The 26,678-nt window shown below is 66.6% G+C and carries 23 protein-coding genes and 1 tRNA gene; 13 read left to right on the top strand and 11 right to left on the bottom strand.

From position 1 onward, the window contains the following. Positions 1–2: 2 nt before the first annotated feature. Entirely contained in the window at positions 3–1,652 is a 1,650-nt protein-coding gene (locus BKH28_RS07510; RefSeq protein WP_256695531.1) for an alpha/beta hydrolase, read from the top strand. Between the two features lie 87 nt (positions 1,653–1,739). After that, positions 1,740–3,347, top strand: a complete 1,608-nt coding sequence (locus BKH28_RS07505; protein WP_075418209.1) for an alpha/beta hydrolase — start codon at positions 1,740–1,742, stop codon at positions 3,345–3,347. Between the two features lie 137 nt (positions 3,348–3,484). Here BKH28_RS07505 and BKH28_RS07500 read toward each other — a convergent pair whose 3' ends face one another. Together BKH28_RS07500 and BKH28_RS07495 are read right to left on the bottom strand one after the other, a co-directional pair. Continuing rightward, the gene (locus BKH28_RS07500) at positions 3,485–4,483 is read right to left on the bottom strand and encodes an asparaginase (RefSeq protein ID WP_075418208.1); all 999 of its coding nucleotides are present in this window, start codon (positions 4,481–4,483) and stop codon (positions 3,485–3,487) included. 19 nt (positions 4,484–4,502) lie between these two features. Beyond that, positions 4,503–6,050 (bottom strand): amino acid permease, encoded by a 1,548-nt coding sequence (locus BKH28_RS07495; RefSeq protein WP_075418207.1) that lies wholly within the window; start codon positions 6,048–6,050, stop codon positions 4,503–4,505. A gap of 319 nt (positions 6,051–6,369) precedes the next feature. Between BKH28_RS07495 and BKH28_RS07490 the strand changes: the two genes are divergently transcribed. The 3 genes from BKH28_RS07490 to BKH28_RS07480 all read left to right on the top strand — a co-directional run bounded on the left by BKH28_RS07490 (position 6,370) and on the right by BKH28_RS07480 (position 8,466). Beyond that, positions 6,370–6,442, top strand: a tRNA-Thr gene (locus BKH28_RS07490). Between the two features lie 618 nt (positions 6,443–7,060). Next, positions 7,061–7,390 carry a histone-like nucleoid-structuring protein Lsr2 gene (locus BKH28_RS07485; protein WP_009395062.1) on the top strand — a complete coding sequence of 110 codons (330 nt, stop codon included), beginning with the start codon at positions 7,061–7,063 and terminating at the stop codon, positions 7,388–7,390. Between the two features lie 338 nt (positions 7,391–7,728). Then, positions 7,729–8,466: a phosphoglyceromutase gene (locus BKH28_RS07480; protein ID WP_009746805.1), complete on the top strand. Its 738-nt coding sequence runs from the start codon at positions 7,729–7,731 to the stop codon at positions 8,464–8,466. Between the two features lie 90 nt (positions 8,467–8,556). Here BKH28_RS07480 and phoU read toward each other — a convergent pair whose 3' ends face one another. After that, positions 8,557–9,237, bottom strand: coding sequence for a phosphate signaling complex protein PhoU (gene phoU / locus BKH28_RS07475; protein ID WP_003787867.1), 681 nt, complete (start codon positions 9,235–9,237; stop codon positions 8,557–8,559). A 202-nt stretch (positions 9,238–9,439) separates the two neighbouring features. Between phoU and BKH28_RS07470 the strand changes: the two genes are divergently transcribed. The 5 genes from BKH28_RS07470 to BKH28_RS07450 all read left to right on the top strand — a co-directional run bounded on the left by BKH28_RS07470 (position 9,440) and on the right by BKH28_RS07450 (position 14,475). Further along, positions 9,440–10,630: a sensor histidine kinase gene (locus tag BKH28_RS07470; RefSeq protein WP_075418206.1), complete on the top strand. Its 1,191-nt coding sequence runs from the start codon at positions 9,440–9,442 to the stop codon at positions 10,628–10,630. An 83-nt stretch (positions 10,631–10,713) separates the two neighbouring features. Beyond that, positions 10,714–11,445, top strand: coding sequence for a response regulator transcription factor (locus tag BKH28_RS07465; protein WP_075418205.1), 732 nt, complete (start codon positions 10,714–10,716; stop codon positions 11,443–11,445). Positions 11,446–11,588: 143 nt separating this feature from the next. After that, positions 11,589–12,071: a CarD family transcriptional regulator gene (locus tag BKH28_RS07460; protein ID WP_003779424.1), complete on the top strand. Its 483-nt coding sequence runs from the start codon at positions 11,589–11,591 to the stop codon at positions 12,069–12,071. Between the two features lie 51 nt (positions 12,072–12,122). Next, positions 12,123–12,968, top strand: coding sequence for an IspD/TarI family cytidylyltransferase (locus tag BKH28_RS07455; protein ID WP_075418204.1), 846 nt, complete (start codon positions 12,123–12,125; stop codon positions 12,966–12,968). Positions 12,969–13,029: 61 nt separating this feature from the next. After that, entirely contained in the window at positions 13,030–14,475 is a 1,446-nt protein-coding gene (locus BKH28_RS07450; protein WP_075418203.1) for an MFS transporter, read from the top strand. Between the two features lie 91 nt (positions 14,476–14,566). On the opposite strand, the gene BKH28_RS07445 is transcribed toward BKH28_RS07450, so the two are convergent. The 6 genes from BKH28_RS07445 to BKH28_RS07420 all read right to left on the bottom strand — a co-directional run bounded on the left by BKH28_RS07445 (position 14,567) and on the right by BKH28_RS07420 (position 21,054). Further along, positions 14,567–14,986: a DUF2218 domain-containing protein gene (locus BKH28_RS07445; protein WP_075418202.1), complete on the bottom strand. Its 420-nt coding sequence runs from the start codon at positions 14,984–14,986 to the stop codon at positions 14,567–14,569. 485 nt (positions 14,987–15,471) lie between these two features. Next, the gene (locus BKH28_RS07440) at positions 15,472–16,311 is read right to left on the bottom strand and encodes a class II aldolase/adducin family protein (protein ID WP_075418201.1); all 840 of its coding nucleotides are present in this window, start codon (positions 16,309–16,311) and stop codon (positions 15,472–15,474) included. Between the two features lie 59 nt (positions 16,312–16,370). Next, the gene (locus tag BKH28_RS07435; RefSeq protein ID WP_075418200.1) at positions 16,371–17,897 is read right to left on the bottom strand and encodes a rhamnulokinase; all 1,527 of its coding nucleotides are present in this window, start codon (positions 17,895–17,897) and stop codon (positions 16,371–16,373) included. Positions 17,898–18,002: 105 nt separating this feature from the next. After that, positions 18,003–19,187 carry an L-rhamnose isomerase gene (gene rhaI / locus BKH28_RS07430; RefSeq protein WP_075418199.1) on the bottom strand — a complete coding sequence of 395 codons (1,185 nt, stop codon included), beginning with the start codon at positions 19,185–19,187 and terminating at the stop codon, positions 18,003–18,005. Positions 19,188–19,335: 148 nt separating this feature from the next. Then, complete coding sequence (locus BKH28_RS07425) at positions 19,336–20,619, bottom strand: MFS transporter (protein WP_075418198.1); 1,284 nt, start codon at positions 20,617–20,619, stop codon at positions 19,336–19,338. A gap of 42 nt (positions 20,620–20,661) precedes the next feature. Then, positions 20,662–21,054 carry an L-rhamnose mutarotase gene (locus BKH28_RS07420; RefSeq protein ID WP_075418197.1) on the bottom strand — a complete coding sequence of 131 codons (393 nt, stop codon included), beginning with the start codon at positions 21,052–21,054 and terminating at the stop codon, positions 20,662–20,664. A gap of 249 nt (positions 21,055–21,303) precedes the next feature. On the opposite strand from BKH28_RS07420, the gene BKH28_RS07415 reads away from it, so the two are divergent. After that, the gene (locus BKH28_RS07415; RefSeq protein WP_343283756.1) at positions 21,304–22,362 is read left to right on the top strand and encodes a LacI family DNA-binding transcriptional regulator; all 1,059 of its coding nucleotides are present in this window, start codon (positions 21,304–21,306) and stop codon (positions 22,360–22,362) included. A 71-nt stretch (positions 22,363–22,433) separates the two neighbouring features. Here BKH28_RS07415 and BKH28_RS07410 read toward each other — a convergent pair whose 3' ends face one another. Then, positions 22,434–22,763 carry a heavy metal-binding domain-containing protein gene (locus BKH28_RS07410; RefSeq protein WP_075418196.1) on the bottom strand — a complete coding sequence of 110 codons (330 nt, stop codon included), beginning with the start codon at positions 22,761–22,763 and terminating at the stop codon, positions 22,434–22,436. A gap of 3 nt (positions 22,764–22,766) precedes the next feature. Continuing rightward, positions 22,767–23,357, bottom strand: coding sequence for a SprT-like domain-containing protein (locus BKH28_RS07405; protein WP_075418195.1), 591 nt, complete (start codon positions 23,355–23,357; stop codon positions 22,767–22,769). 253 nt (positions 23,358–23,610) lie between these two features. On the opposite strand from BKH28_RS07405, the gene BKH28_RS07400 reads away from it, so the two are divergent. Both BKH28_RS07400 and BKH28_RS07390 read left to right on the top strand, forming a co-directional pair. Beyond that, on the top strand, positions 23,611–24,627 hold the full coding sequence (locus BKH28_RS07400; protein ID WP_256695530.1) for a hemagglutinin: 1,017 nt from the start codon (positions 23,611–23,613) through the stop codon (positions 24,625–24,627). 424 nt (positions 24,628–25,051) lie between these two features. Beyond that, the gene (locus BKH28_RS07390) at positions 25,052–26,578 is read left to right on the top strand and encodes a phospholipase D-like domain-containing protein (RefSeq protein WP_075418194.1); all 1,527 of its coding nucleotides are present in this window, start codon (positions 25,052–25,054) and stop codon (positions 26,576–26,578) included. Positions 26,579–26,678 lie beyond the last annotated feature (100 nt).

The following is a 26,678-nucleotide window of genomic DNA, read 5'->3' as shown; positions in this document are numbered from 1 at the left end:
CTGTGGCGGGTGTGTGCCTGGGGGCGGGGGCCGTGGTTCCTGCCGCGGCGGTGCCTGCTGCGGGGCCGGCTCCGGTTGCCAAGGCGGCGGTTCCCCAGGGGCTGGAGTCCTTCTACGGTCAGAAGGTCGAGTGGTATGACTGCGCAGCCACCGGTGGGATGGAGAAGTCGGCTGACAAGACCGGTTTTCAGTGCGCCAAGGTCACAGTGCCGTTGGACTACTCCCAGCCGGATGGGCAGACCATTGAGATCGCGATGAAGAAGCACCTGGCCACCGGCTCGACGCGCCAGGGCACCCTCTTCGCCAATCCCGGCGGTCCCGGCTACTCCGGGGTGGACATGGTGGAGAACAACGAGACCCAGTTCTCGCCCACCGTCAACCAGGCCTACGACATCATCGGCTTCGACCCCCGCGGCGTCGGCTCCTCCACCGCCATCACCTGCGACGACGGCGCAGGTCAGCAGCCCGCCGGAGCCGCCCAGGGGGGCATGGGAGTCGACGACCCCCTGCCCGGTTCCCTCATCGCCGACGCCGTCGGAGACGACCCCACCCCCTTCCTGGACGCCCAGGATCCTGCCGCCGACGGCGGTGCGGAGGGCAACATCAGCTTCCCGACCCTGATCGACGAGATCACCAAGGACTTCAAGCAGGAGGAGGCCAACTGCGCCGCCCACACCAAGCCGGCCGGGCTGCTCGACCATGTGGACACCGTCTCGGTGGCCCGGGACCTCGATGTTCTGCGGGCGCTGTCCGGGGACCAGAAGCTCAACTACCTGGGCTTCTCCTACGGCACCTACCTGGGGGCCATCTACGCCGACCTGTTCCCGGCCAACACCGGTCGCATGGTCCTCGACGGCGCCGTCGACCCCACCCTGTCACTGGGTGGCCGGGCCGCCGGGCAGGCCAAGGGCTTCGAGACCTCGCTGCGCACCTACGTCGAGCAGTGCCAGTCCGGTCAGGCCGTCCAGGAGGGCCAAGGATGTCCGCTGACGGGTGACGCCGATGCCGGGGTGCAGCAGATCCGGGCTCTCATCACCTCGGCCGACCAGACGCCGCTGAAGACCGCGGACCCGAATGTCACCGTGGACGGCCGCACGATCCGCAGCGTTGTCCGCCGCTTCCTGTACTCCTCCGAGTACTGGCCGCTCCTCACCTACGCGCTCGACCAGGCCATCACCCAGAAGGACGGCTCCTACGTCCAGGTGCTCTACGGGAGGGCGACGGCCGGAAGCAGCACACCGACCTTCTACGCCGTCAACTGCCAGGACATCCCCGTCCAGGGCGACGTGACCAGCTGGGAGAAGGAGTACCGGCAGAACCTCCAGAGCTCGCCGACCTTCGGCGCCGCCTTGAGCAACCAGGATGCGCGATGCCGGGCCTGGGGGCACAACGGGACCCGCAAGCCCGCACCCATCCACGCCAAGGGGGCGGCCCCCATCCTGGTGGTGGGCACCACCGGTGACCCGGCCACGCCCTACGCCTGGTCCCAGGCGCTGGCCGATCAGCTCGAGTCCGGTCGGCTCCTCACCTGGGAGGGCAACGGCCACACCGCCTACGGGCGCTCGGGTCCATGCATTCACAACGCCGTCGACGCCTACCTCATCAGCGGGACCGTGCCCGAGCCGGGTCTGACCTGCAAGAACGGTCAGTGAGGCCGGCCCGTCCATGGCCCGGGCGCCTCGATGGGAACTTGTCCCCATTCCGCCTTCAGGAGGAGGCCCCCAGTGGTTCGGCAACATATGGTTCACGTCGTGACTACTGCGACTTCTCATCAGCCTCGTACCAAGCGTCTGGTCTCGGCGCTCGCTGCGCTTCTTGCGTGTGCGGGCCTGACCGCCTGCCAGGACGAAACCGACATCAAGGCCTCGCCGGCAACGGCGTCGGCCTCGGCAGCGGTCCCGGCCGGGCTGGAGAGCTTCTACAACCAGAAGGTCTCCTGGTACGCCTGTGCCAAGACGGGGATGGCTAAGGCGAAGTCGGGGCAGGACACCGGCTTCACCTGCGCCAAGGTCAAGGTGCCGTTGGACTACGACAACCCCGGCGGCAAGACGATTGAGATCGCAGTGAAGAAGCGGGCCGCCAGCGAGGACTCGGTCGGGTCGCTGTTCGTCAACCCGGGCGGGCCGGGAGGATCGGGCATCGAGCTGGTCGACGGCGTCGGTTCCTACTTCTCCAAGAACCTCACCAACTCCTATGACGTCGTCGGCTTCGACCCGCGGGGCGTGGGCGCCTCCACGGCCGTCGACTGCCTGACCGACGCCGAGCTCGACGCCGAACGGGCCGGGGCGAACGACCCGGCGACCCCCTCGGCCACGGCCACCCAGGAGCGGGCTCAGAAGATGAACGCCTCGTGCGAGTCGAAAACCAGCACCTCGGGACTCCTGGACCACATCGACACCATCAGTGCCGCCAAGGATCTCGACATCCTGCGTGCGGTCGACGGCCAGCAGGCGCTCACCTACCTGGGCTTCTCCTACGGCACCTACCTGGGGGCCACCTACGCCGAGCTGTTCCCGGCCAACACGGGGCGGCTGGTCCTCGACGGCGCCGTCGACCCCACCCTGGGTGCTGAGGAGCTGGCCATGGGCCAGGCCAAGGGCTTCGAGGCGTCTCTGCGGGCCTACGTGCAGAGCTGTCAGAGCTCCAAGGTGGGTTGCCCCCTGAGCGGGGACGTCGACTCCGGCGTCTCCCAGATCCGCGAGTTCCTCGAGTCCACGAAGACGGCGCCGCTCCCGACCTCCGACGACAAGCGGCCGTTGACCTACGACCTGGCTGTGTACGGGGTACTGGGATCGATGTACCAGACCCAGCTGTGGCCCACCCTCAACCTGGGACTGTCCCAGGCGATGGGCAAGATGGGGAAGCCGGACGGAAGCACGCTGCTGACCATCGCCGACACCATCTCCTCCCGCAAGGGCGACGGCAGCTACTCCAACAACGGAACTGAGGCCCTCATGGCGGTCAACTGCCTGGACTACCCGGTCCAGGGGGACAACGCCTCCTGGGAGGAGAATGCCAAGGCCGTCAAGGAGGCCTCACCCACCTTCAGCTCCCAGCTGCTCTACCCCGACGCCTACTGCCAGGGCTGGGGCCACACGTCGAGCCGCAAGCGCGAGAAGATCACGGCCTCCGGTGCCGCACCGATCCTCGTGGTGGGCACCACCGGTGACCCGGCCACGCCCTACGCCTGGTCCCAGGCGCTGGCCGATCAGCTCGAGTCCGGCCAGCTCCTGACCTGGAAGGGTGACGGCCACACCGCCTACGGGCGCTCCAACGACTGCGTCAAGAAGGCCGTGGACACCTACCTGCTCAACGGGACGATGCCGGACAAGGGACTCACCTGCTGACCATCGCGAGGGTGTCCGGCAGGCCCGGCTCCCGGAGGTCGTGAGAATCGGTCCCGGACGACGTTCAGGTCGTCCGGGACCGATTCTTCAGCAGGGCGGTGTAGCACCGGAGCTGCGGGGCTTCTGGCCCCTTCGGCTCACTCGCTCAGCTCGCCGGCGATGGAGCGTCCCATCCACCTGGCCAGATCGGCACCTGCCAGTCCCTGCGAGAGCAGGAACTGGACCTTGGCGTAGGTGGCCTCCAGGGTCATGTCGCGGCTGCCGACGGCGCCACTGCGAGCCAGCGCGTCACCGGCTTCATAGTGCCCCAGGAGGACCTCGGCCTCGTGGCACTGGGACGTGACGATGACGGCCGTCCCGGCGGCGATCACCCGCGCGACGACGTCGGTCAGCCCCGGCTCGAGGTACGGTACGTTGCCGACTCCGAATGCCCGCAGGATCACGGCCTCGGGCAGCGGCGTCAGCAGTGCCTCCAGACGCGCCGCAGTGATGCCCGGGACCAGGTCGACCACAACGACGTCGTGGCGGGAGTAGGGAGCGGCATCCCCCCAACCGGCCCCCGCCCGCGCGGTCTGAGCCCACTGCCACGGGGCGCCGGTGGTGGCCACAGGGGCCGCATTGGGGGACTCGAAGCCGGCGAAGGCCCACGAGGAGGACTTCGTCGCCCGATTGCCGGCCAGGAGCCGATTGCCGAAGAACAGTGTCACCCCGCCGATGCGCCCGGAGGTGGCGGCCTTGAGCGCCCCGGTGACATTCGCCGAGGCGTCGCTTCCCACCTCTCCGAGCGGGAGCTGGGAACCGGTGAGGACGACGGGAACGCACAGATCCGTCAGCGCATAGGACAGGGCGGCGCTGGTGTAGGCCATCGTGTCGGTCCCATGCAGGACCACGAAGGCGGCCTGTGGGTCGGCAGCGGCGTGGGCGCGCAGGTCATCCACGATCGCCTGCCAGGACAGAGGGGTGGCGTTCGAGGAGTCGATGAGCGGGTCCAGCGAGGTCACTGTCACCGAGTCCGCCAGGGGCGTGCCCGCCAGCAGTGAGTCGAGCCACCCCTCCAGATCCGCGCCGGGTACGAGGCCGTGAGGGGAGTCCACCATCCCGATGGTTCCTCCGGTGTAGGTGATGTGGACGTGCATGGGCTCAGCCTCCTGTCGGTCAGGCCTCGTGCGCCGAGGCGGACGCGGCCCCGTCCACCTCGTCGGCGAGGACCTCATCGAGCAGGTCGCCCCGGATACGTCCTCGCACCGCGTACCAGCCCGCCACCATCATGACAACGACAATGGTGAACAGGCCCAGGGTCCAACGTCCCGCCGGGTCGGCCACGTTCGAGGCGACGACGACGGTGAAGAAGGCCAGGGCCGCGTAGTTGCTCCAGGGGGCGAAGGGCATCCGGTAGGTCGGTCGTACCTCCTTGCCCTCCTGCACCCGGCGCAGGAAGGCGAGGTGGGTGACGAGGATGGCTCCCCAGGTTCCGGCGATGCCGATTCCGGCCAGGTTCATGACGATGTCGAAGGCGTCACCGGGCAGGTAGGCGTTGAGGATGACGCCGAGCAGCCCCAGGGAGGAGGTGATGATGATGCCTCCGGCGGGAACCTGGTGCTTGTTGAGTCCCGCCGCCACCCGAGGTGCTTCGCCGGCCACGGCCATGGAGCGCAGAGTGCGCCCGGTGGCGTACAGGCCGGCGTTGAGAGAGGACAGCGCGGCGGTGAGGACCACGACCTGAATGATGTCGCCGGCATAGGGCACGCCGATCCCGGAGAAGAAGGTGACGAAGGGCGACTCGGTCTTCGAATAGGACGTGTAGGGAAGGACCAGCGCCAGCAGCATGACCGAGCCGACGTAGAAGACGAAGATACGCAGGATCATTGAGTTGATCGCCTTGGGAAGGATTTTCTCCGCGTCCTTCGCCTCTCCGGCGGCCACTCCTACCATCTCCGTGCCGCCGAAGGCGAAGACCACACCGAGGGTCAGGGCGAAGACGATCGGGAATCCCTCCGGGAAGAAGCCTCCGTTTCCGAGGATGTTATGAGCCCCTGCGGTGATCGCCCCTCCATCTGAGTCTGTTCCGGTGTGAAGCCCGAGGAAAATGGCGACGATGGCCGCCACCATGAAGGACACGATGGCGGCGACCTTGATGAGTGCGAACCAGAACTCAGCCTCCCCGAACATCTTGACGTTAAGCATGTTGAGGATGAAGACCAGGATGAGTGCGATGAGCGCGAAGGCCCACTGCGGGACAACCTTCAGCACCGTCCAGTAGTGGAGGTAGAGGGCCACGGCCGTGATGTCGGCCATGACGGTGACCGACCAGTCCAGGAAGAAGAACCAGCCGGTGATGTAGGCGCCCTTCTCACCGAGGAACTCACGGGCGTAGGAGACGAATGCGCCGGAGGAGGGTCTGCGGATGGCGAGCTCGCCCAGAGCGCGCACCATGAGGAAGGCGAAGACTCCGCAGACGGCATAGGCGAACATCAGTCCCGCCCCGCCGTCCTTGAGTCGGCCGCCGGCACCCATGAAAAGGCCCGTGCCGATGGAGCCGCCAATGGCGATCATCTGGAGATGGCGATTCTTCAGAGCCTTGTTGTATCCGGCGTCGCCACGGTCCTGGATCTGGTCGTGCCGGGAAGTGCTGGAGGGCGAAGGTGAAGCACCCGCTTGTGGCGATGAAGAGGTGGGGGAGTGACTGGACGGAGACTCGCTCATGGGGATCCTTACGGAGAGGGAGACTGGTGAATGTGATGTGCGGAGAATACCGGGACCGGTCGGTTCGGATGGTACGAGGCGGCTTCTGAGACCGACCGCGCATCCTCTCCAGGATGCGCCCGGCCGCTGTCATGTTCCACTGCTGAGCCGGGGGAAACCGGGGATTTCTGGGGCTAGGGAGGAGCCTCTGTCTCCGGACGCGGCTGTGATGCGGCAAGGAGGACGGTTGACTGTGTCGAGGAACACGGCTCTCCTTGTGGCGCTGGATTGCGGTGGCGGCCGTAGGGCCGGTATGTTCGGCTCTGCTGCTTGTGCCAGCGCCGCCTTAGCTCAGTCGGCAGAGCGATTCACTCGTAATGAATAGGTCGTGGGTTCGATTCCCACAGGCGGCTCGTTCAGCCCCGGGAGGTAATGCCTCCCGGGGCTTTTGTGTCCCCTGCTCCTCACCTGTGGCCCCTCGATGTGCCTTCCGGCACATTCGGTGGCTCCGGCGGTTGTTCCGTGTGCGCGCTTTCCGGGATGGTCGTGTGGCTGAAATCCTTCGCCGTCGAGTGTTGGAGGTGGGTGATGGTTCGGTCCGGGGTGGATTCTCCCGGCTTCACATGAGGCGTCCGCAGAGCAAGAACCGCGGTGACATGGACATTCTCTTCCGGCTGAGAGAATCCCCTACTGCTGTCTGAGAGTCATCTGGGAGATGTGACGTCTCGGATTGACTGATCGTTGGATACCTCTAGCGGGTCGGGGGAGAGTGCGTGTCGTGTCCGGATTGTTCGACTGGGTCTCGTGAGGATCTCCAAAGGGTGCCTCAGTGCTTTCACAGTTTTCTTCTCGACCATCAAGGCGTCCGGGGTGGTATGACGCCACGCATCACCGTGTGATTAGCGGGCGGGTGGCCGGTAATGCGGGCGGCGAAAACTGTGTTGCATTGAGGGCGACTATTGTTTAATCTAACGTTGTCCGCAGCGGGATACATCCTTCAGACCCGCTCCCCCCAGTCAGAATGAGGAATCATGGCACAGAAGACTCAGGTCATCCTCGTCGACGATGTCGACGGGTCCGAGGCCAATCAGACCGTCACCTTCGCCCTTGATGGTGTCTCCTACGAGATCGACCTGAACGACGAGCACGCAGCCGCTCTTCGTGAGTCCCTTGAGGAATGGGTCGGAAAGGCGCGTCGCACCGGCGGCCGTCGTAGTTCCGGTCGTCGCCGTTCCAGCGGTCCTTCTGACACTCAGAAGATTCGCGAGTGGGCCCGTGAGCAGGGCCTTGAGGTTTCTGACCGCGGTCGCGTCTCCGCTGAGGTGCGCAAGGCCTACTACGAGGTCAACCCCGGCAACTGAGGGAACAAGGAGGCGCCGGGTTCACTTGAGCCGGCACCCCGCGTCGAGTCATTCTCGAGCTGATTGCCACCTCGCACCTCGACTCTGGTCATGCGCTCAGGCGCATCGCCAGGGCCGTTGTGTTTTCAATACGTGAATTCATCCCGTGACTGGGCGGTATCGCTGTGAGCGGTGCCGCCGAGCCGATGCGCCGGTACCCTTGACAGTCCGCATAGTGAATCCGGCGGGCTACCTGATGAGCTCAATGAGTGCGGGAGCGGGGGGGCGCTGCGCTCTCACCCACCGAGGTTGGCCTTCAGGGCCTCGCGCCATGCCTGTGATCCTGGCAGGATAGGCCCATGGCTTACACCCTCGTACTGCTCCGCCACGGCGAGAGCGAATGGAACGCGAAGAACCTCTTCACCGGCTGGGTCGATGTCCCGCTGTCAGACAAGGGCCGCGCCGAGGCCGTCCACGGCGGCGAGCTCCTCAAGGAGGCCGGTGTCCTCCCCGAGAAGCTCTTCACCTCGATGCTGCGCCGCGCCATCATGACCGCCAACCTCTCCCTGGACGCCGCCGACCGCCACTGGATCCCGGTGGAGCGAGACTGGCGCCTCAACGAGCGCCACTACGGCGCCCTGCAGGGCAAGAACAAGAAGGAGATCCGCGACGAGTACGGGGAGGAGCAGTTCATGCAGTGGCGCCGCTCCTACGACGTGCCGCCGCCGGCCATCGAGCCCGGCTCCGAGTTCTCCCAGGACACCGACCCCCGCTACGCCGGTGAGCCCATCCCCGCCACCGAGTGCCTCAAGGACGTCCTCGAGCGCCTCCTGCCCTACTGGGAGGGCACCATCGTCCCCGAGATCAAGACCGGCAAGACCGTCATGATCGCCGCCCACGGCAACTCGCTGCGCGCCATCGTCAAGCACCTCGACGACATCTCCGACGACGACATCGCCGGCGTCAACATCCCCACCGGGATCCCGCTGGTCTACGAGCTCGACGAGGAGACCCTCAAGCCGCTCAAGAAGGGCGGCCGCTACCTCGACCCCGAGGCCGAGGCCAAGATCGCGGCAGTGGCCAACCAGGGCAAGTGAGCCCCGGCGGCCTGCCGCATTCTGAATGACGCGGGCGGCGTCGGACCTGAAGGAAGGTCCGACGCCGCCCGTCTCGTCAGTCTCGGGTGCTCAGTGGAGCGCGTCGGCATCCTCGGCGTCGTGCGTCTCCGGCATGGAGGCGCCCGAGACGAGGTAGGCCACGCGGCTGGCCACCGACGTCGAGTGGTCGCCGAAGCGCTCCAGGAACCGGCCCATGAGGACGGCGTCGATGACCTGCTGGCGGCTCAGGTCGTGAGCCGGATCCAGGATCATCTGGAAGGAGCGGCGGTGCAGGGCGTCGAGCTCGGCGTCGTTGGTCTGAATGACGGAGGCCAGCTCCAGGTCCCGCGTCGAGATGAGGCGGGCGACGTCCTTGCCCGCGCGCACCGCCAGGTCCGCCATCTCCAGGATGAGGCCCAGGACCGGCTCGGGCAGCGGCGGCTCGGGGTAACGGCCGCGGGCGATGGCCGCCACATGGCGAGCCAGGTCGCCCTGGCGCTCCAGGGTCTGGGCCATGCGCAGTGCGGACAGGACGTTACGCAGGTCCCCGGCCACCGGCTGCTGACGGGCCAGCAGCATGACGCACAGGTCGTCGATGTCGCGCTGGAGGTCGTTGATGCGCTCGTCGGCGTCGATCACCTGCTCCGCGATGACGATGTCCCCCTGGCGCAGGGACTCCGCGGCCCGCTCGATCGCGGTGGCGACCTGGTTGGCCATGGACTCGAGGTCGGAGCCCAGCTGCTTGAGCTCCTGGTTGAAGATGGCGCGCATGAGGCTGCTCCTGTTCCGGGCGAGGGCCGATGGATCGGGCCGGTCGGCGATGTGGCTCGACGGCGCTGCTCGACGATCCCGCCGAGGCCGCCGCCAAGGATGTTGTCCCTAAGCACAGCAGCCCCACGACGCCGCCGCAAGCGGCACGCCCAGGGCCGGAGCCGGCCGGTAGGCGCCGTGGGGACTCAACTACCCTAGAAGCGTGGGCCTGACCGTCACCGTTCTCCTCCTCGCCGCCGCCGGCCTCATGTGCCTGGGGGTGGGGATCGGCATCGCGCTGTCCCGGCGTGAGCGCAGGGCGGCCACGAGCGCCGCCGACCTCGCCGGCCTGGCCGGGACCGACACGGCCGTCCCGGTGCTGGCGGCGCTGCGCTCGACAGTCGTCGTCCTCGATGACGACGACGAGGTCCTGCGCGCCTCGGCGTCGGCCTACACCTTCAACATCGTGCGCGACGACGCCGTCATCGAGCCGACCGTGGTGGCGATGGTGGGCCGCGTGCGGGTCTCGGGCCAGGCGCAGGACGCGGCCGTCACCGTCGCCCGGGGACGGGTGCCGGGCGCGGGCCAGTTCCACCTGCAGGTGCGGGTGGCCGGCATCGGCCAGGGGCGTGTCCTCATCCTCATCGAGGACCACACCGCCGCCCGCCGGGTGGAGGCCATGCGCCGCGACTTCGTCGCCAACGTCTCCCACGAGCTCAAGACCCCGGTCGGCGCGATCCAGCTGCTCGCCGAGACCGTTGAGGCCGGTGCCGACGACCCCGACTTCGTGCGCGACTACTCCGGGCGCATGCGCAAGGAGGCCCGGCGCCTGGGCGTCCTGGTCCAGGAGATCATCGAGCTCACCCGCCTCCAGGAGGGCGACGCCCTGGCAGAGCCCGAGGCCGTCGACATCGACGACGTCGTCACCGAGGCCGTGGACCGGGTGCGCGTCGAGGCCGACGGCCGCCAGATCACCCTTGTGGCCGGGGGGACCAAGGGGCTGCGGGTGCGCGGCGATGCCGCCCTCATCACCACCGCCGTGCGCAACCTGCTGGACAACGCCATCCGCTACTCCGAGCCGCGCACCCGGGTCTCGGTGGGCGTCTCGCTGGACGCGGAGGACCCCGACATCGTGCGCATCGCCGTGGTCGACCAGGGCATCGGCATCCCCAAGGAGGAGCAGGAGCGCGTCTTCGAACGCTTCTACCGGGTCGACAAGGCCCGCTCGCGGGCCACCGGCGGCACCGGCCTGGGCCTGAGCATCGTCAAGCACGTGGCCGCCGACCACGGCGGTACCGTCGAGCTGTGGTCCGCCCCGGGGCGCGGCTCCACCTTCACCCTCGTGCTGCCGCGCCTGCCCGAGGGCGAGCCCGCCGACGCCGCAGCGGGTGACTCCTCGGGGAGCGGGTCATGAGCCCGGCCGGGCACTCCGCAGCGTCGGGCACTGGGGCGGGTGCAGGGCCGGTCGCCCCCTCCGGTGCGTCGGCCACGTCGCCGATGATGCCGGTGAGCGGTCCGATTCGAATCCTCCTGGTCGAGGATGAGGAGAACTTCCGCGACCCGCTCGCCTTCGGCCTGCGGCGCGACGGCTTCGAGGTGGTCGAGGCCGAGGACGGTCAGCGCGCCGTCGAGATCTTCGAGGCCTCCCGGCGCCCCGGTGGTGTCGGCCCCATCGACCTGGTCCTGCTGGACCTCATGCTGCCGCGGTTGGACGGGACCGAGGTGTGCACGCGCATCCGGCGCACCTCCTCCGTGCCGGTCATCATGCTCACTGCCAAGGACACCGAGCTGGACAAGATCGTCGGCCTGGAGATCGGGGCCGACGACTACGTCACCAAGCCCTACTCCTACCGGGAGCTCCTGGCCAGGCTCAAGGCGGTTCTGCGCCGTAGCCGCGCCGCCACCCCCGAGTCCGAACCGGTTCTGGGCGCCGGCCCGGTGCGGATGGACGTCGAGCGGCACGAGGTCAGAGTCGACGGCGAGGTGGTCGCCATGCCGCTGCGGGAGTTCGAGCTCCTGGAGCTGTTTCTGCGAAACCCCGGCCGCGTGCTCACCCGCAGCCAGATCATTGAGCGTCTGTGGGGGCCCGATTACGGGGGCGACACGAAAACTCTGGACGTCCATGTCAAACGACTCCGGGGCAGGATTGAGTCGGACGCCTCCAAACCGGTTCTTATCACCACGGTCAGGGGACTCGGCTATCGCCTGGATGGGGACTCGGAGCACTGATCTGCGTGTGCGGGTGACACCGGAGTTTTCGACCCCGGTCCCAGGCCTCACCCGACGTGACCTCTGTGAGATACGTCCCCGATCTTTGCGCGGAATGACCTGATAAACTAGAGGTCCGCAAACCAGTCTGGAGAGTCATCCTTATGACCTATGAAGTCGGTGAGACTGTCGTCTACCCGCACCACGGAGCCGCCCGGATCATTGATATCCGGCAACGCAAGGTACGCGGTGAGGAGAAGACGTATCTGCAGCTCGAGGTGGCCCAGGGTGACCTGACCATCTTGGTTCCCGCCGAAAGCGTTGAGCTCATCGGTGTCCGTGACGTGGTTGACGAGACCGGTTTGGAAAAGGTCTTCGAGGTGCTGCGAGCGCCGCTGACCGAGGAGCCCACGAACTGGTCTCGCCGTTTCAAGGCCAATCAGGAGAAGATCGCCTCCGGGGATGTCATCAAGGTCGCGGAGGTCGTGCGCGACCTCTCCCGTCGTGACACGGACCGCGGTCTGTCCGCAGGCGAGAAGCGCATGCTCGCCAAGGCCCGACAGATTCTCGTCTCCGAGCTGGCTTTGGCCCAGAAGACTCCCGAGGAGGAGGCCGAGTCCCGCCTGGACGAGGTCCTCGCCTCCTAGGTCGCGCAGCGCTCGTGCTCAGGCCGTCGGGTACGCGGTAGCGTCCTGCTCGTGAGCACCAGCCCTTCATCGCAATCATCCGCCCCGCCCGATTCCGCTCCGGGTGGGGCGGTCGCTGTTCTCACTGCGGCGGGCTCCGGTTCTCGTCTGGGAGCCGGGGTCGCCAAGGCCCTCGTCCCGGTGGGTGGCGTCAGCCTTCTGCGGCGGGCGGCGGCAGGACTCATGGCCTCGGGCGTCGTCAGCCACATCGTCGTCACCGCCCCCGCCGAGGAGGTCGACCGTTTCCGCGTCGAGCTCGAGGGCCTGTCGGACGAATCAGCCGGGGCTGAGGCGGGCCGGTGCGGCGGTATCGAGGTCGTCGCCGGGTCGCCCCGTTCCAGGCAGGCCTCCGTGGCCCTGGGGCTCGCGGCGGCCCTGGCCGCCGTGCCGCAGGCCGACGTCGTCGTCGTCCACGACGCCGCGCGGGCGCTGACGCCGCCGGAGGTGACGCAGCGGGTGATCGCCGCCGTGCGAGCCGGACACGAGGCCGTGGTTCCGGCGCTGCCCGTGACCGACACCGTCAAGGAGGTCGAGGCCCGCCAGGAGGGGGAGCCCGAGCCCGTCGTCGGCACCCCCCGGCGGGACCGGCTCCGGGCGGTCCAGACCCCCCAGGCCTTCGCGACCTCCGTGCTCGTCGCGGCCCATCGTGCCGGGGCAGCGCGGGCCGGAGACGAGGCGCTCGCCGCCTCCGACGACGCGGGCCTCGTTGAGGCCAGTGGCGGCAGCGTCGTCGTCGTTCCCGGCGACGAGCGCGCCATGAAGGTGACCACGCCGATGGATCTGGCGCTGGCCGAGCTGCTCCTGGAGCAGCGGCCCGCTCAGAGGAGTCGCCCCGCCGAGGGGAACGGGGAGAACTGACTATCAGGTCTGTTCCCCTTTCGGTACCTTCACCGGCCCGGATGGTTCTATCGTCTCTTCCATGAGCACGACAGTGACTGCTCCGACGCAGGCCGGCTCCAGCACCCGGCTCCTGTCCTGGCCCGTCATCGCCTGGGGCCTGTGGGACTGGGGGTCGGCGGCCTTCAACGCGGTTATCACCACCTTCGTCTTCACCGTCTACCTGGTCAGTGACTCCTTCGGGGCCAAGGCGGACAACGAGTCGGCGCTGTCCATCGGCCTGGCCATCGCCGGTCTGTTCATCGCCCTGCTGGCGCCGGTGACCGGGCAGCGCTCTGACAGAGGCGGGCGAACCGTCTTCTGGCTCGGGGGCTACACCGCGGTGGTGGTAGTGGTCTCGGCTGCTCTGTTCCTGGTGCGACCTGAGCCCGGCTACCTGTGGCTCGGCATCGTCCTGCTGGGACTCGGCAACATCTTCTTCGAGCTGGCCTCGGTCAACTACAACGCCATCCTCAACCACCTGGCCTCCAAGGACCGCATCGGTGCCGTCAGTGGCCTGGGGTGGGGGATGGGCTACCTCGGCGGCATCGTCCTGCTGCTCATCCTCTACGTCGCCCTCGTGGGGCCGAGCCCCCTGATCTCCTTCGCCGCTGGAAGCGGGATGGGGGTGCGTGTCGCCATGCTGGTGGCGGCGGCCTGGTTCGGTGTGTCCGCCCTTCCCGTCCTCATCAACCGCTCCCGCAGCCTTGGGCGCTCCAGCGCCGAGGACGTCACGGAGGTCGGTGAGGGGATGGTGACTGCTGAACCGGGACGAGACCGGGCCGCCATGGAGGCTGAGCCGGAGGAGGCCGTCTCCCATCAGGGCAGGCACAAGGAGTCGATCCTGACGTCCTACAAGCTGCTGTGGCGCACCCTGCTCCAGCTGCACCACCTCCAGCCGCGCCTGCTGTGGTTCCTGCTGGCCGCCGCCGTCTTCCGGGACGGGCTGGCAGGGGTCTTCACCTACGGCGGCATCATCGCCCAGAACACCTTCGGCTTCTCATCGGGCGACGTCATCATCTTCGCCATCGTGGCCAACATCGTGGCCGGTATCGCCACCATCTGGGCCGGGCGGCTCGATGACCGCTTCGGCCCGCGCAACGTCATCATGGCCAGCCTCATCATCCTGGTGGTGGCCGGACTGCTGGTGTTCTTCCTGCACACCGCCGGGACCGTGGCCTTCTGGGTGCTGGGCCTGCTCCTGTCGGCCTGCGTGGGGCCGGCCCAGTCGGCCGCCCGGTCCTTCCTGGCCCGCCTCATCCCGGAGGGTCAGGAAGGAGAGATCTTCGGCCTCTACGCGACGACCGGGCGCGCGGTCTCCTTCATGGCGCCCGCGATGTACGGCATCTTCATCTACCTGGGGACGCGCATCGTCGGTCCGGGCGCGAACTACTGGGGGATCCTCGGGATCGTCGCCGTGCTGGCCACCGGTCTGCTCCTCATGCTGCGCGTGGGCAACCCCGTCGCCGACGAGGAGACGGCCGCGTAGGCAGCCGCCGTCGGGGTCGTACCTGAGGGCTCGCGTTCGAGGGTTATAGGGTGCGAACGCGCGACCTGCCCTACGAACGCGCGATGCTTCATCAGGATGAGGCCTGGCGGGCCTCGCGCTCGGCACGCATGCGTTCCAGATCCTCCGGAGTCAGCGGCCCCTGGGTGGTGCCCGGGGTCCCGTCCTGACGGATCCAGCTCACGACGAGGCCCTCCTTGGCGCCGAAACGGGCCAGGTGGATTCCGGTGACCTGCTCGAGGCGCTCGAGGTGCTCGTCGTCGGCGGCCAGGTCGAGTTGGAGGACGCCCTCATGACAGGAGAGCCCGACGACGCCGGTGGTCGTCCCCTCGCGGTCGAAGGTCAGGGAACCGGCCTGGGCGGCCTCATCCCACGAGCTGGTGATCTTGCGGCCCATGTGAGCGGCCAGCTGCTTGCCGTAGCGCGAAGGGCGGTCCGTGCTCACGCGAGCGGTGGAGCGGCGGGAGAAGACGGGCTGTGCTGAGTCGGTCATGCGTCCTATCCTGGCGTACCTCGTCCGCCGTGGTCTCTACGAATTCTCTGATAGCGCGAGGGTGGGACAGGAGAAGCCAGGGAGGGTGTGCCAGCGGGGCTGAGAAAGGACTCGGCCCGCGGTTCGGAAGTCCGAACCGCGGGCCCAAGCCTCGCGAGGTCCCACCTGCAACCCGGGGTCCCATGCACCCGAGGAGGAGGTTCCTCCTTCGCCGGAGCGGCGACGCCGGGCTCCCTATGACCCGACACCATCTCAGAGTCGCGATCTGTCACTGGGCTCCCCAACCCTCGAGACCGTCCCTGTCCGGCGGTGATGACTATGTAACGCCCTTACCCTGTGAAGACGAGGGACAGAATCCTGGGAAAAATCTGGGAAAATCGCGGTCGGGTCGTTTCAGTGAGTCAAGAGTCTTCCTAGTGGAGTGGGGCGCTCATCATCGCTCAGAAGTCATGAGACGCCACTGTGGTCAGATCGACGTGATGACGTCAGAGAAGGTCGGTCGGAACATTGAATGCTCTGGCAACCGCGCGCAGTTCATCGGTGGTAACCCCCTCACCGAGACCTCCCGTCATGAGGTTGCGGACCTCGTACATGGCGCCGGTCTCGGCATACTCCACCTTGTCGACGGCGGCCAAGGGGTCGGTATCGGAGCGCACCATGACCCCGTGCTTGGACCACATGACCATGACGTGATCGCGCAAGGCCTTCACAGTGCTTTCCATCAGCATCTGAGAGCCGGGGACCATGAAGTCGAGCACCTCAATGCCAGACGGCAGCTGAACGATCGTCTCCGGCTCCCACCGCAGGATGCGGCGGTTGAGCTCCTTGGTGCTACGGATATCTCTCATGTGGGACAGCTGGACCAGGTAAGGGGGCTGGGCGTGGATGACGGATTGAAAGCCCACGGCGCGCCGCTCAACCTGATCGTTATGGACGGCCAGATGGGAGTTGAACTCGCTCGTCGGCCTCAGGTACTCCCGCTTCGGGTGGGTGTACCAGGTACCGGTGGCTCCGCCATCGTCGATTACGAAAGCGGACACATTCGCCTCGGGCGCACCGGCAATGTCGCGTAGGCGGCATCCTGAGCCGGTGACGAAGACTGTCCGGCCGGCTAGCGCCGGAGCCGGCAGTGGCAGCTTCGTACCAGGATGTGCTTGTGGAAGGTGCTCGGCCAGACCCAGTTCGTCGGCGTCTGCGGTGACCGATACCGAGATATTGCCAGCACCTGCCTCAACGGCGTTCATATGATCCAGCCGGAGTCCGGCGGCCCCTATTCGCGCAAGGATCTTATCCAGAGTCAGGTGAGTGGTCTTCTGAGTAGTCATGGTTCTGTTGTCTCCAGTCGTGTGTTTTCTCGTGCGGAGGGATGCTGGTCGGGCGCGGATCAGCCGAAGAGATGACGTTCTACGTCATCCCAGTCGGAGGAGGCGTCGAGGTTGGGCGTGTACCGCGTCAGCCGACTTGAGCTACGGATCAGGCGCCGTAGGTCGCTCAGATCTCCGTCGATCACACCGGCTCCTCGAGCGGCGATGACAATGTTTCCCAGGGCCGTGCCCTCTGCAGGGCCGGCTAGCACGGGGAGCCCGGTTGCGTCGGCGGCAAGCTGACACAGAAGCCGGTTGCGGATACCACCGCCGATGATGTGCAGCACCTTCACATCTCGCCCCGAGAGCTCCACCGCCTGGCGCACCGCGCGGCGGTAGGCCAGGGCGAGGGAGTCATTGATGCAGCGGATGTACTCCCCGATATCTCGAGGACACGGCTGTCCGGTGGCGTGCGCGGCTTCATCAATGCGCGCCGCCATGTCGCCGGGACTGTAGAAGGAGGCATCATTGATATCGACGACGGTTCGTAACGGCTCGGCGTCTGCCGCGGCGGCGTCGGCCTCAGGCAGGGCGATCTCCATGCCCTGGCCGTGCCAGGTGCGAACGGCCTCGTTGAGAACCCAGAGCCCCATAATGTTCTTGAGATAGCGAACGGTGTGGTCGACACCGAGCTCATTGGTGAAGTTGGCAGCCCGAGAGGCCTCAGTGAGCACCGGCTCGTCAAGCTCCAGGCCGACCAACGACCAGGTTCCACAGGAGATGTAGGCGAAGTCGGAGTCCGTGGCCGGCACGGAGACGACTGCTGAGGCCGTGTCGTGGCTGCCGACAGCGATGACGGGAGTGGGCCTCCCGTCAGGGCCGACGATGTCCGCCGCCTCGGGCCGAACTGTTCCGATGACGGTTCCCGGCTCGATGATGTCAGGAAGGAGATCATCCAGGTCGAGACCGATCTCCGTGCGCAGGCGCTTCAGCAGGGGAAGGGACCAGGTCCTGCGGCATGCATCAACCAGTCCGGTGGTCGATGCATTGGTCACCTCGGCGATCCGCTTGCCGGTGAGGAAGCAGGCGAGAAGATCCGGCAGGAGCAGCAAGGTGTGGGTGTTGGTGCCGTCAGGCTCTCGAGGTAAGCCGTCGTCTCGTTCCTGGGCCATGAGCTGGAACAATGTGTTGAAGTCCTGCACCTGCAGCCCGTTGATGGCGTAGACCTCCTGCGCGGGGATCCTGGCGAAGACCTGTTCGGGAACCCCCTGGGTGCGTGCTGAGCGGTAGGCGTGGACCTGGGTGGACAACGCGCCGGAGGAATTGACCAGCCCGTAGTCCACCGCCCAGGTGTCGATGCCGATCGCGGAAAGAGGGCCGACACTGCGAACAGCGGTGAGCAGCCCCTGGCGTACCTCGTTCCACAGGTGGAGCACGTCCCAGAACAGACGCTCGCCGTCACTGGTAGGTACAGGGACGACGCTGTTCGAGAAACGGCGGATCTCGGTGAGGGAGAGGTGTCCGTCGGCGATGGTGCCGACCATGACGCGTCCGGAGGAGGCGCCGAGGTCCACCGCACCGATGTGGACGGGAGTGGCGTCGGGCATGAGAGAACCTTTCGGAGGTTGGTGTCAGGAGTGGATCCGGGAGGGCCTGGAACCGATCGGGCGGGGCAGGGGAGCCGCCTGCCCCGCTCCAGATCCGTCAGGGACTCAGGCCCCCCAACCCGCGGCGTTGCCTCCGACGCGCTCCGAGCGGATGCGTTCGAGGTACCCGGAATCGAGGAAGGCCCGCATCGGATCGGGTGCCAGTCCCTGGGACTCTCGCAGCTCGGCGAGCATCGGTCGCACGTCGGTGTTGAAGGCATCGATGAAGATGTCGTTGGCCTCCAGGACGTTGCCGGCCAGCTGAGCCGCCTTCAGGGCCTCCCGGTCCACCAGCAGCGCCTTGGCAGTGGCCTCCTGGACATTGGTCGCCGAACGGATCTCTCCGGGAATCTTCTCCTCCAGGTTGTGGCACTGATCGAGCATGAAGTTGACACCGGAGTCAGGTGCCAGCGCCCCGGCGGCGATGATCTCGTTCATGATGCGGAAGAGCTGATAGGGATCGGCCGCCCCAACAATGAGGTCGTCGTCGGCGTAGAAGCGTGAGTTGAAGTCGAAGGCTCCCAGACGTCCCAGGCGGACCAGCTGGGCGACGATGAACTCGATATTCGTTCCTGGTGCGTGGTGCCCGGTGTCCAGCACCACCTTGGCTCGCTCGCCGAGGGAAAGGCAGTGGACGAGGCTGGTCCCCCAGTCCGGCACGTCAGTGTGGTAGAAGGCGGGCTCGAAGAACTTGTACTCCAGGACAAGAAGCTGGTCGTCGTCGAGCGCCGCGTAGATCTCGGACAAGGAGTCGGCAAGTCGGTCCTGGCGCTCGCGGATGGAGTCCTGGCCGGGGTAGTTCGTTCCGTCCGGTAACCAGATCTTCAGTGCCGGGGCGCCGGTGGCCCGCATGATGTCAATGCACTCCAGGTGATGGGCGATCGCCTTGGCACGAACCCGCTCATCAGGATTGGTCAGACTGCCGAGCTTGTAGTCCTCGTCCTGGAACACGTTGGAGTTGATCGTCCCGATCCGAATACCGCGGTCCTCGGCGTGCCGGCGAAGGGCGTCGTAGTCGTCGGTCTTGTCCCACGGGATGTGAAGGGAGACTCGAGGGGTGATGCCGGTGAAGGCGTTGACCTGAGCGACGTCGTCGATCTTCTCGTACGGGTCACGGGGGACGCCTGCGGTGGTGAAGACGCGGAAACGAGTGCCTGAGTTGCCGAAGGCCCAGCTGGGCAGCTCGATTGTCTGGGTCTTCAGCAGGTTGAGTGTCTCCGGGGACAGGTCGGACAGGGTTGGGCTGGGCATAGCGGTTCTCCGTTCCTGTGGGTCTGATTCGTTGGGTTGTCAGTGTTTTGGGGCGAGAGAGCGTGGTTCTGAAGGCGGGTTCGTCCCAGGTGCAGCGGAGATGGTCGAGGCCCGGCTCTCATGAGGCCCGGCCTCGACCGGTCGGCGATCACGCGTTGATCACGCGCTCTCCGTAACGTTCGATCTCGATCTCCTCCAGGCTCTTTCCCTGGGTCCTGGGGGCGCCGATCGTTCCGACGGCGGTGGCGACCACCAGGAATCCGATGAGGATGACGCCGTCGATCAGCAGTCCGCCCGGGCGAGCGAGGATGACGGGGAAGATCAGGGAGATGAGACCGGAGGCCAGACGCACGACGAAGAAGACGATGCCCTGGGCCGCCGAGCGGTACGGGGTCGCGAACAGCTCGGGAGACCACACGGAGTAGAAGGCCTGCGCTGACGGACCTGCTGAGAGGCCCCAGATGATCGTGTAGCCGAAAGCGGTCCAGGCGGCGTCGGACGGGCCGAAGACCAGGATGATCCAGGACGCGATGGCGAGCAGTCCGCCTGCCAGATAGTGCCAGCGGTAGGGCATCCGGTCGACCAGACCCATGAAGATGAACGTGGAGACGATGACGAAGCCCCAGGAGAGCATGGAGAACAGGTCGGTCTGCAAAGTCTCGTAACCCATGGAGCTGAGGATCGTGGGCAGGAAGATCCCGTTCTGTGAGGCCGCCTGGTTCCAGCATGTGTAGATGACCGCGAGGAACACCAGGGCGGTGATGTTGACGCGACGGTTGAACAGCTTGCGGAAGGATGCCCACATCGAAGGGGGTTTGGCGTCCGCTCCACCCTTGGCGGCCTCCCAGGTCTCGGACTCCTCAAGGCCGCGCCGGATGTACCAGGTGGCCAGGGCGATGACGACAAGGTGGGCGAAGATGATGCGGCTGCCGAGCAGGCCCAACGGAGTCAGCGCCGCCGCCAGGCCGAAGCCGATGAACGGGCCGAAGGACCAGGCGAGCTGGGTGGCGCCGATGTGCCTGCCGCGCTGATTGGTGGGAGCGAACTCCGCGATATAGGTCCAGCCCGCGGGAACGGAGGCTCCCACTGCCAGGCCGATGATGATGAAGCCGGCGAAGAGCATGGCCAGGTTGGTCGTGAAGACGACGACGAGACCACCGAGGGCGTAGAGGAGCAGGTCGTAGGTGTAGATGAACTTACGTCCGTACTTGTCGCACAGAGGCCCGCCGATGAGGGCGCCGATGGCGGCGCCGAAGGCGTTGGCGCTGAAGGCAGCCAGAAGGCCGGCAATGGTGCCGTCGTCGTCGGGGAAGTACGCCTTGCCCCAGAAGCCGAGTGATGTTGCGATCGCGATGATGGAACCGGAGTCGATGTAGTTCGACATGGAGACGGCGGCAGTCGCCTTCCAGCCGGTTAGAGGGGTGCGAGCCATTCTCTCCTCCTTGAGAGATCTGTAGGTGGGCGGAACAGGGCCTTATGCGAGGTAGAAGTACTGGGCGAGGATCTCGGGCGTACCGCCGCTGGGCTGGACGAAGTACTGGGCCATCTCCGTCTGCCAGCGTGTATTGACGTCCTCGTCCTCCATCGCCCTCATTGCGGCGGCGGTGTCATCGGACTCGAAGTAGCCGACGACGAGGCCGTCCTCGGGTCGCAGGAACAAGGAGTACCGGCGCCAACCGGCGTTGCTCAGAGCGTCGCGCATGTCCTGCCAGACGTGCTGGTGAACCTCGATGTACTCGGTCAGACGTTCGGGACGTACCCGGAGGAGGAAGCAGCAGCGCTGCTGCGAGCGCTGTGCCGTGTGATCGAGAAGCGTCGTGAGCTGATCCCGGTCGGCTGATGCGGAGAGTGAGGTGGTCGTGGTCATCGAACATCCTTGTCCGTGAGGGGGAGCAGTAGGTGTGGGGCCGATTGAAATGAATCGTTTCAATCAATGTAGCATCGCTCACTTTAAGTGGCAACCTCTGTTGAGGCGGGTGTGCTTGATGGCCTCGGCACGTCGGTGCTGCGCGACCCAGGCCGATTTTCATGGGATGATGTCGCCCGGCTCCCGTAGTGCCGGGCGGCAGGGGGCGATGCCAAATGACTCAGAGCGCTGTCGCCATCGAGAGATGGGGTGGCTGTGCTCGCGCTTCCGCTCAACCTAAGGGGTGCTGTGGGTACAGGTGTGTCAGTGCGTCCTTCCGTGCGAGACGTCGCTGTCCGCGCAGGTGTGTCTGTGGGCACCGTCTCCCACGTGCTCAATCATCCTGAACGCGTCTCTGAGGTGACTCGCAAGCGTGTGGAGGGGGCTATCGCGTCTCTGGGGTTTGTGCGTTCAGAGACTGCGCGCCGCCTGCGTGATCGGGGGTCGAGCGTTGTGGGAGTTGTCGTCCATGATGTGTCCAACCCTTTTTTCACTGAAGCAGCCCGTGGAATTGAAGATCGCTTGCACGAGTCGGGGTGCGTACCGATGCTGTGCTCGTCGGATGCCGACTCTGCCCGCGAGCAGGAGATCCTGTCGCTACTGGTCGGCATGAGCTTACGAGGCGTCATCATCATGCCCTCGGCCACGACGCTGGACAGACTTGGAATGCTCGTGGAGCGCAGTATTCGGGTAGTTCTCATGGACCATCCACCCATTCCTGAAATGTCCACCGTTGTCGGAGATGATGTCGCGGGCGCTCGAGCTGCTATCTCTCACCTGCTGGAGATCGGCCATCGCAGAATCGGCTTCGTCAACGGTCCCCTCGTTATACGACAGGCGAAGGACCGGCACGACGGTGTCCTCAAGGAGCTCACGGCGAGAGGGCTCGATCCTGTAGAGGTTCTTCAGGATGTCGAGTCCAAGGTCGGCTCGAGAAGTTTCGACGCGGCTTCCGGGGCGGCGGGAGCGGCCAGGCTCCTGGATGCTCCGCTCCCGCCGTCGGCGATCTTCTGTGCCAATGACCAGATGGCGATCGGTGCCATGCGGGAGATACGTCGTCGCGGTCTATCGATTCCCGGCGACGTGGCCGTTGTCGGTTATGACGATATCTCGTTCGCAGCTGAGCTCATCACACCGCTGACCAGCGTGCATCAGCCGATGCGTGAAATGGGTGCCGCGGCCGCCGAACTGCTTCTCGCCGAGGATGGGCGGGCGTGCAGCGAGACCTTCATTCCGACGCTGGTGGTCCGGGAGTCAACGCTCGGGTGACTGGTCTGTTTCGTCACAGACGGGGCGTCCATTGCGCAGACTGATGCTGCTTAATCGTGCGAGGAGTGTGCTCAGGAAGCGGGGGAGAATCGTACGGCGGTACCTGAGGCGGTCACCATGAGCATGCCGTTGTCCGAGCCCAGCGTCTCGTAGTCGATGTCGACGCCGACGACGCCTTCGGCGCCGAGCTCTTGTGCGCGCTGCACCATTTCGGCTAAAGCGCTCTCTCGGGCCTGAACAAGCTCGGCCTCATAGGTCTGGGACCGACCGCCCACAAGGTTTCGGAACCCGGCCGCCATGTCCTTGAGGGCGTTGACTCCGGCGATGGTTTCGCCGCAGACGACTCGCAGGTACTGGGTCACGGGGTATCCCTCAACGGTGGGAGTGGTGGTGACGATCATGGGCTACTCCTCCTCTGGGATGTCTGGTGATGGTAGTGGGCAAGACGATAGCGTCCCGGAGGGGTCCGTGGACTCCTCCGCTGGTCGGATTCGAGCCAGTCTCAGCAGGCGGCTGTAGCGCTCGCTGATCCGCTCATGGGGGACGGGTTCTCCGTCGAGACTCCAGCACAGGAGGTGCTCCAGGCTGAATCGAGGGGCACAGCGCGAGCAGGAGACGGGTGAGGCCGGGCGGCGCATGCGGTCCACCTCATGACCTGCCGGGCACCGGCCCACCCAGCGGCCCCGGATCCTCGGAGCCTGGGCGTCAATGAGTCGTCGGCCCGTCGCCCCCAGCCGGGTCGCCTCGGCCGCCCAGACGGCATCGTGCCCGTGGTGGGGGCCTACGCGGGCGTGGGCGATCTCGTGCAGGATCGTCTCGCGGACCTGCGTCTCGTCGTACAGGCTCATGAGGTGCCGGCTGAGCGTGAGCCGCCGTCGCGCATGATCCGTCTGGCCGGCTCGACGACGAGCCCGGTCGAAGGCCAGGTCCCAGTCGCCGATGTCGGCCTTCTCCATGAGGGAACGCGCCAGGCTCAGGACATCGGGAAGATTCACGGACCCACGGTATTCGCCGGTGGTCGTACCCGGCCGACGACGGCCCTGTGGGGCGCATCGCCTCCCGACGGCTCCTGGTCTGCTGGTCGTCTCGGGAAGTCCGGGTCTCTTCGGGCGGTGCATCCTGTCGTGATGTGACACGATGTCGCCGATGTCCCACCATCCCTCCGGCCGACGTCCGCGGCCCCAACGAAGCACCGCCGGGTCTGGCTCGCCTCAGCCTGCACGAGCTCCGCGCAGCGCCCGCCCGACCGTGCAGCGTGGCGCCGACCGCGCTCGGCGGGACGGTGCGAGTCACCGTCCCGGGCAGGGGAAGGGGCGTCGAGGGGGTGGCGAGCGCTTCGGTCTCCGCCGTGCCGGCATCAGGCGGAGACGACGGCGCAAGGGCGGTTCTGCTCTCTCCTTCCTGAAGAGCCCGATCAGCGTCGTCCTCGCAGCCTTCCTGGTCACGCTCCTGGTGGGGGTGATCTCGCTGCGCGCGACCGGCTCCTCCCTCGGCGGGCTCACTCTGGGGTGGGGGCAGGCCTCTCACGATGGGACGGGTTCCGCTCCGGCACCTCTGGTGCCCGACGCCAGCGGCTTCAGCGCCGCACGCATCATCGATGATGAGGTCTTCTACGACTCCAAGGCCATGACGCGCGAGGAGGTCGCCGCTTTCGTCACCAGGGTCAACGCCGGCTGCCAGCCGGGCAGTGACGGCACCCAGTGCCTGGCCACCGCCACCTTCTCCGTGCAGGCCCGCCAGGCCAGCACCTTCTGCCCCGGAGACATCAAGGCCGCTTCCGGTGTCAGCGCGGCCGACGTCGTCTGGGAGGTCTCCCAGGCCTGTGACATCAATCCGCAGGTGCTCCTCGTCCTCATTCACAAGGAGCAGGGGCTGCTCACCGCCTCCGGCGCGAACCTGAGCGCTCGCGACTACGAGGCCGCGGCCGGCTACGCCTGCCCCGACCACGGGACCTGCGACCCCCAGTGGGCCGGCTTCCCCTCCCAGCTCTACGGGGCGGCCTCCCAGTTCCATCGCTATCGTCTCAACCCGGGCGGCTACGACGTGGTGGCGCAGCGACCGACACAGATCGCCTACTCGCCCGACGCGCAGTGCGGCGGCGCTGAGGTGACGGTGGCGAACCAGGCGACGGCAGGCCTGTACAACTACACGCCCTTCCAGCCCAATGAGGCCGCCGCACGTGGCGGGGACCAGTGCACCTCATGGGGGAACTGGAACTTCTACGGCTACTTCAAGACCCTGTTCGGAAGTCCGACGTCGGACTGACAGCGCCCTGTGGAGGACGGATTCCGTGGTATTCCAAGGGATTTGAGGGAGGGTGTCATCACTCTTGGAAGGCCGTGACCATATCGTCACCAAGCGTCACCATTTAGATGCGCGATTTCCAGCCTTCTCTCAGACAGCATCGGCAGAGTCATAGTTACCGCTGAACGGTGGCGACCGTGAGGTACTGGGGAGTACCACTGACCGGTCACCACTGAGTCTGGGCCACAGCCAAGGGAATGTGCTCGGACGTTTCGGTGAAGGAGGACCCGCTGCCGAATGGGAACCGGTAAGCGACCTCGTTGCGAAGGGCCCGACCCGGTGGTTCAACTGGGGCGGGCCTTCGCAGTGCCTGGGCGCAGGACCATTCGGTCTGCGCCCAGGCATGTTTGCGGGGACCTGTCGGCGGGCATGACATGATGCGAGCATGACGCTGCCGCCGGTACTGGCCACGACCTGGGTCGTCATCGAGTACCTCATCAAGATCGCCGCGCTGGGCACGGTTCCGGAGAACCGCCGCCCGTCGTCGTCGACCGCCTGGTTGCTGCTCATCTTCCTGCTGCCCTTCGTGGGGCTCCCGCTCTACCTGCTCATCGGCAGCCCGTGGGTGCACGGCACTCGTCGCCGTCAGCAGCACACCGTCAACGAGATCACTCTCGACTACACCCGCTCCATGCCCGACCTGCCCAAGGGCGCCCGGCCCTCGACCTATCTGGCCGGGGCGCTGCGCATGAATCGCCGGCTCACCGGTCTGCCCTGCGTCACCGGCGAGGTGGTGGCCGTTCACGCCGATCCCCGCAGCACCTATGAGGCCATGGCCCGCGCCATTGACGCCGCCACCGACCACGTCCACGTCGAGTTCTACATCATGAGCTGGGACGAGGTCACCGACGTCTTCTTCACCTCCCTGGAGCGCGCCGTGGCCCGAGGGGTCACGGTGCGTCTTCTCCTGGACCACCTGGGCAGCCGCAAGTACCCCGGTTGGAAGCAGTTCTGCCAGCGCATGACTGACGCCGGCATCCACTGGCGCCTCATGATGCCGCTGCTGCCGCTCAAGCGCCGCTGGCGCCGCCCGGACCTGCGCAACCACCGCAAGATCCTGGTCATCGATGGGGAGAGGGGCTTCATCGGCAGCCACAACGTCATCGACCCCACCTACCGGACCCGACGCAACGTGCGGGCCGGGCGCCGCTGGGAGGACCTGTCCGTGGAGGTCACCGGTGAGATCGTCCTGGAGGCCCAGGCCGTCTTCGCCATGGACTGGTTCTTCGAGGCCGGCGAGCAGCTCGAGGCATTCGACCTGGCGCTGGGGACGCCGGCCGAGACCCTGCCGGAGATGGCGGGGTTGCCGGGCATCCCGGTGGGCACGCCGGCCCCGAGGCCCGGGCGTCCGGGCGCCGTCGTCAACGCCATGCAGCTCATCCCCTCCGGGCCCGGATACCCCACCGAGCCGAACCTGCGGATGTTCCTGGCCCTCATCCACGGGGCCAAGCGGCGCGTGTCCATCACCAGCCCCTACTTCATCCCCGACGAGGCGCTGCTGTCGGCGATGACGTCGGCCGCCTACCGGGGGGTGGAGGTCGAGCTGTTCGTGGGCAAGGAGTCCGACCAGTTCATCGTCAGCCACGCCCAGCGCTCCTACTACTCGGCCCTCCTGGCGGCGGGGGTGCGGATCTACCTCTACCCCTCGCCGACTGTCCTGCACTCGAAGTACATGACGGTCGACGACGAGGTCGGGGTCATCGGGTCCTCCAACATGGACTTCCGCTCCTTCGCCCTCAACTACGAGGTCATGCTGCTGGCCTTCGGCGGGGACCTCGACGACCTGCTGCGCATCAACGATGCCGACTACCGGGGCATCTGCACCGAGCTGACCCCCGAGCTGTGGGCCACCGAGCCCTGGTACAACCGCTACGTGGACAACGTCTGCCGCCTCATGTCCGCCGTGCTGTAGCGGGGAGAGGATCGAGGCGACCGTCGCTGCCGGACCGGACGTTCCTGGATGCGCACGTACCGGGGCCACCGGCCGCAGCCCTGAACCGCCTGGGTTGATG

The sequence above is a fragment of the Actinomyces oris genome (genome assembly GCF_001937665.1).
In the GTDB taxonomy this organism is placed as follows: Bacteria; Actinomycetota; Actinomycetes; order Actinomycetales; family Actinomycetaceae; genus Actinomyces; species Actinomyces stomatis.
Note: the sequence above shows the minus strand (reverse complement) of the source record. Positions and strands in the feature narration are given on the sequence as shown.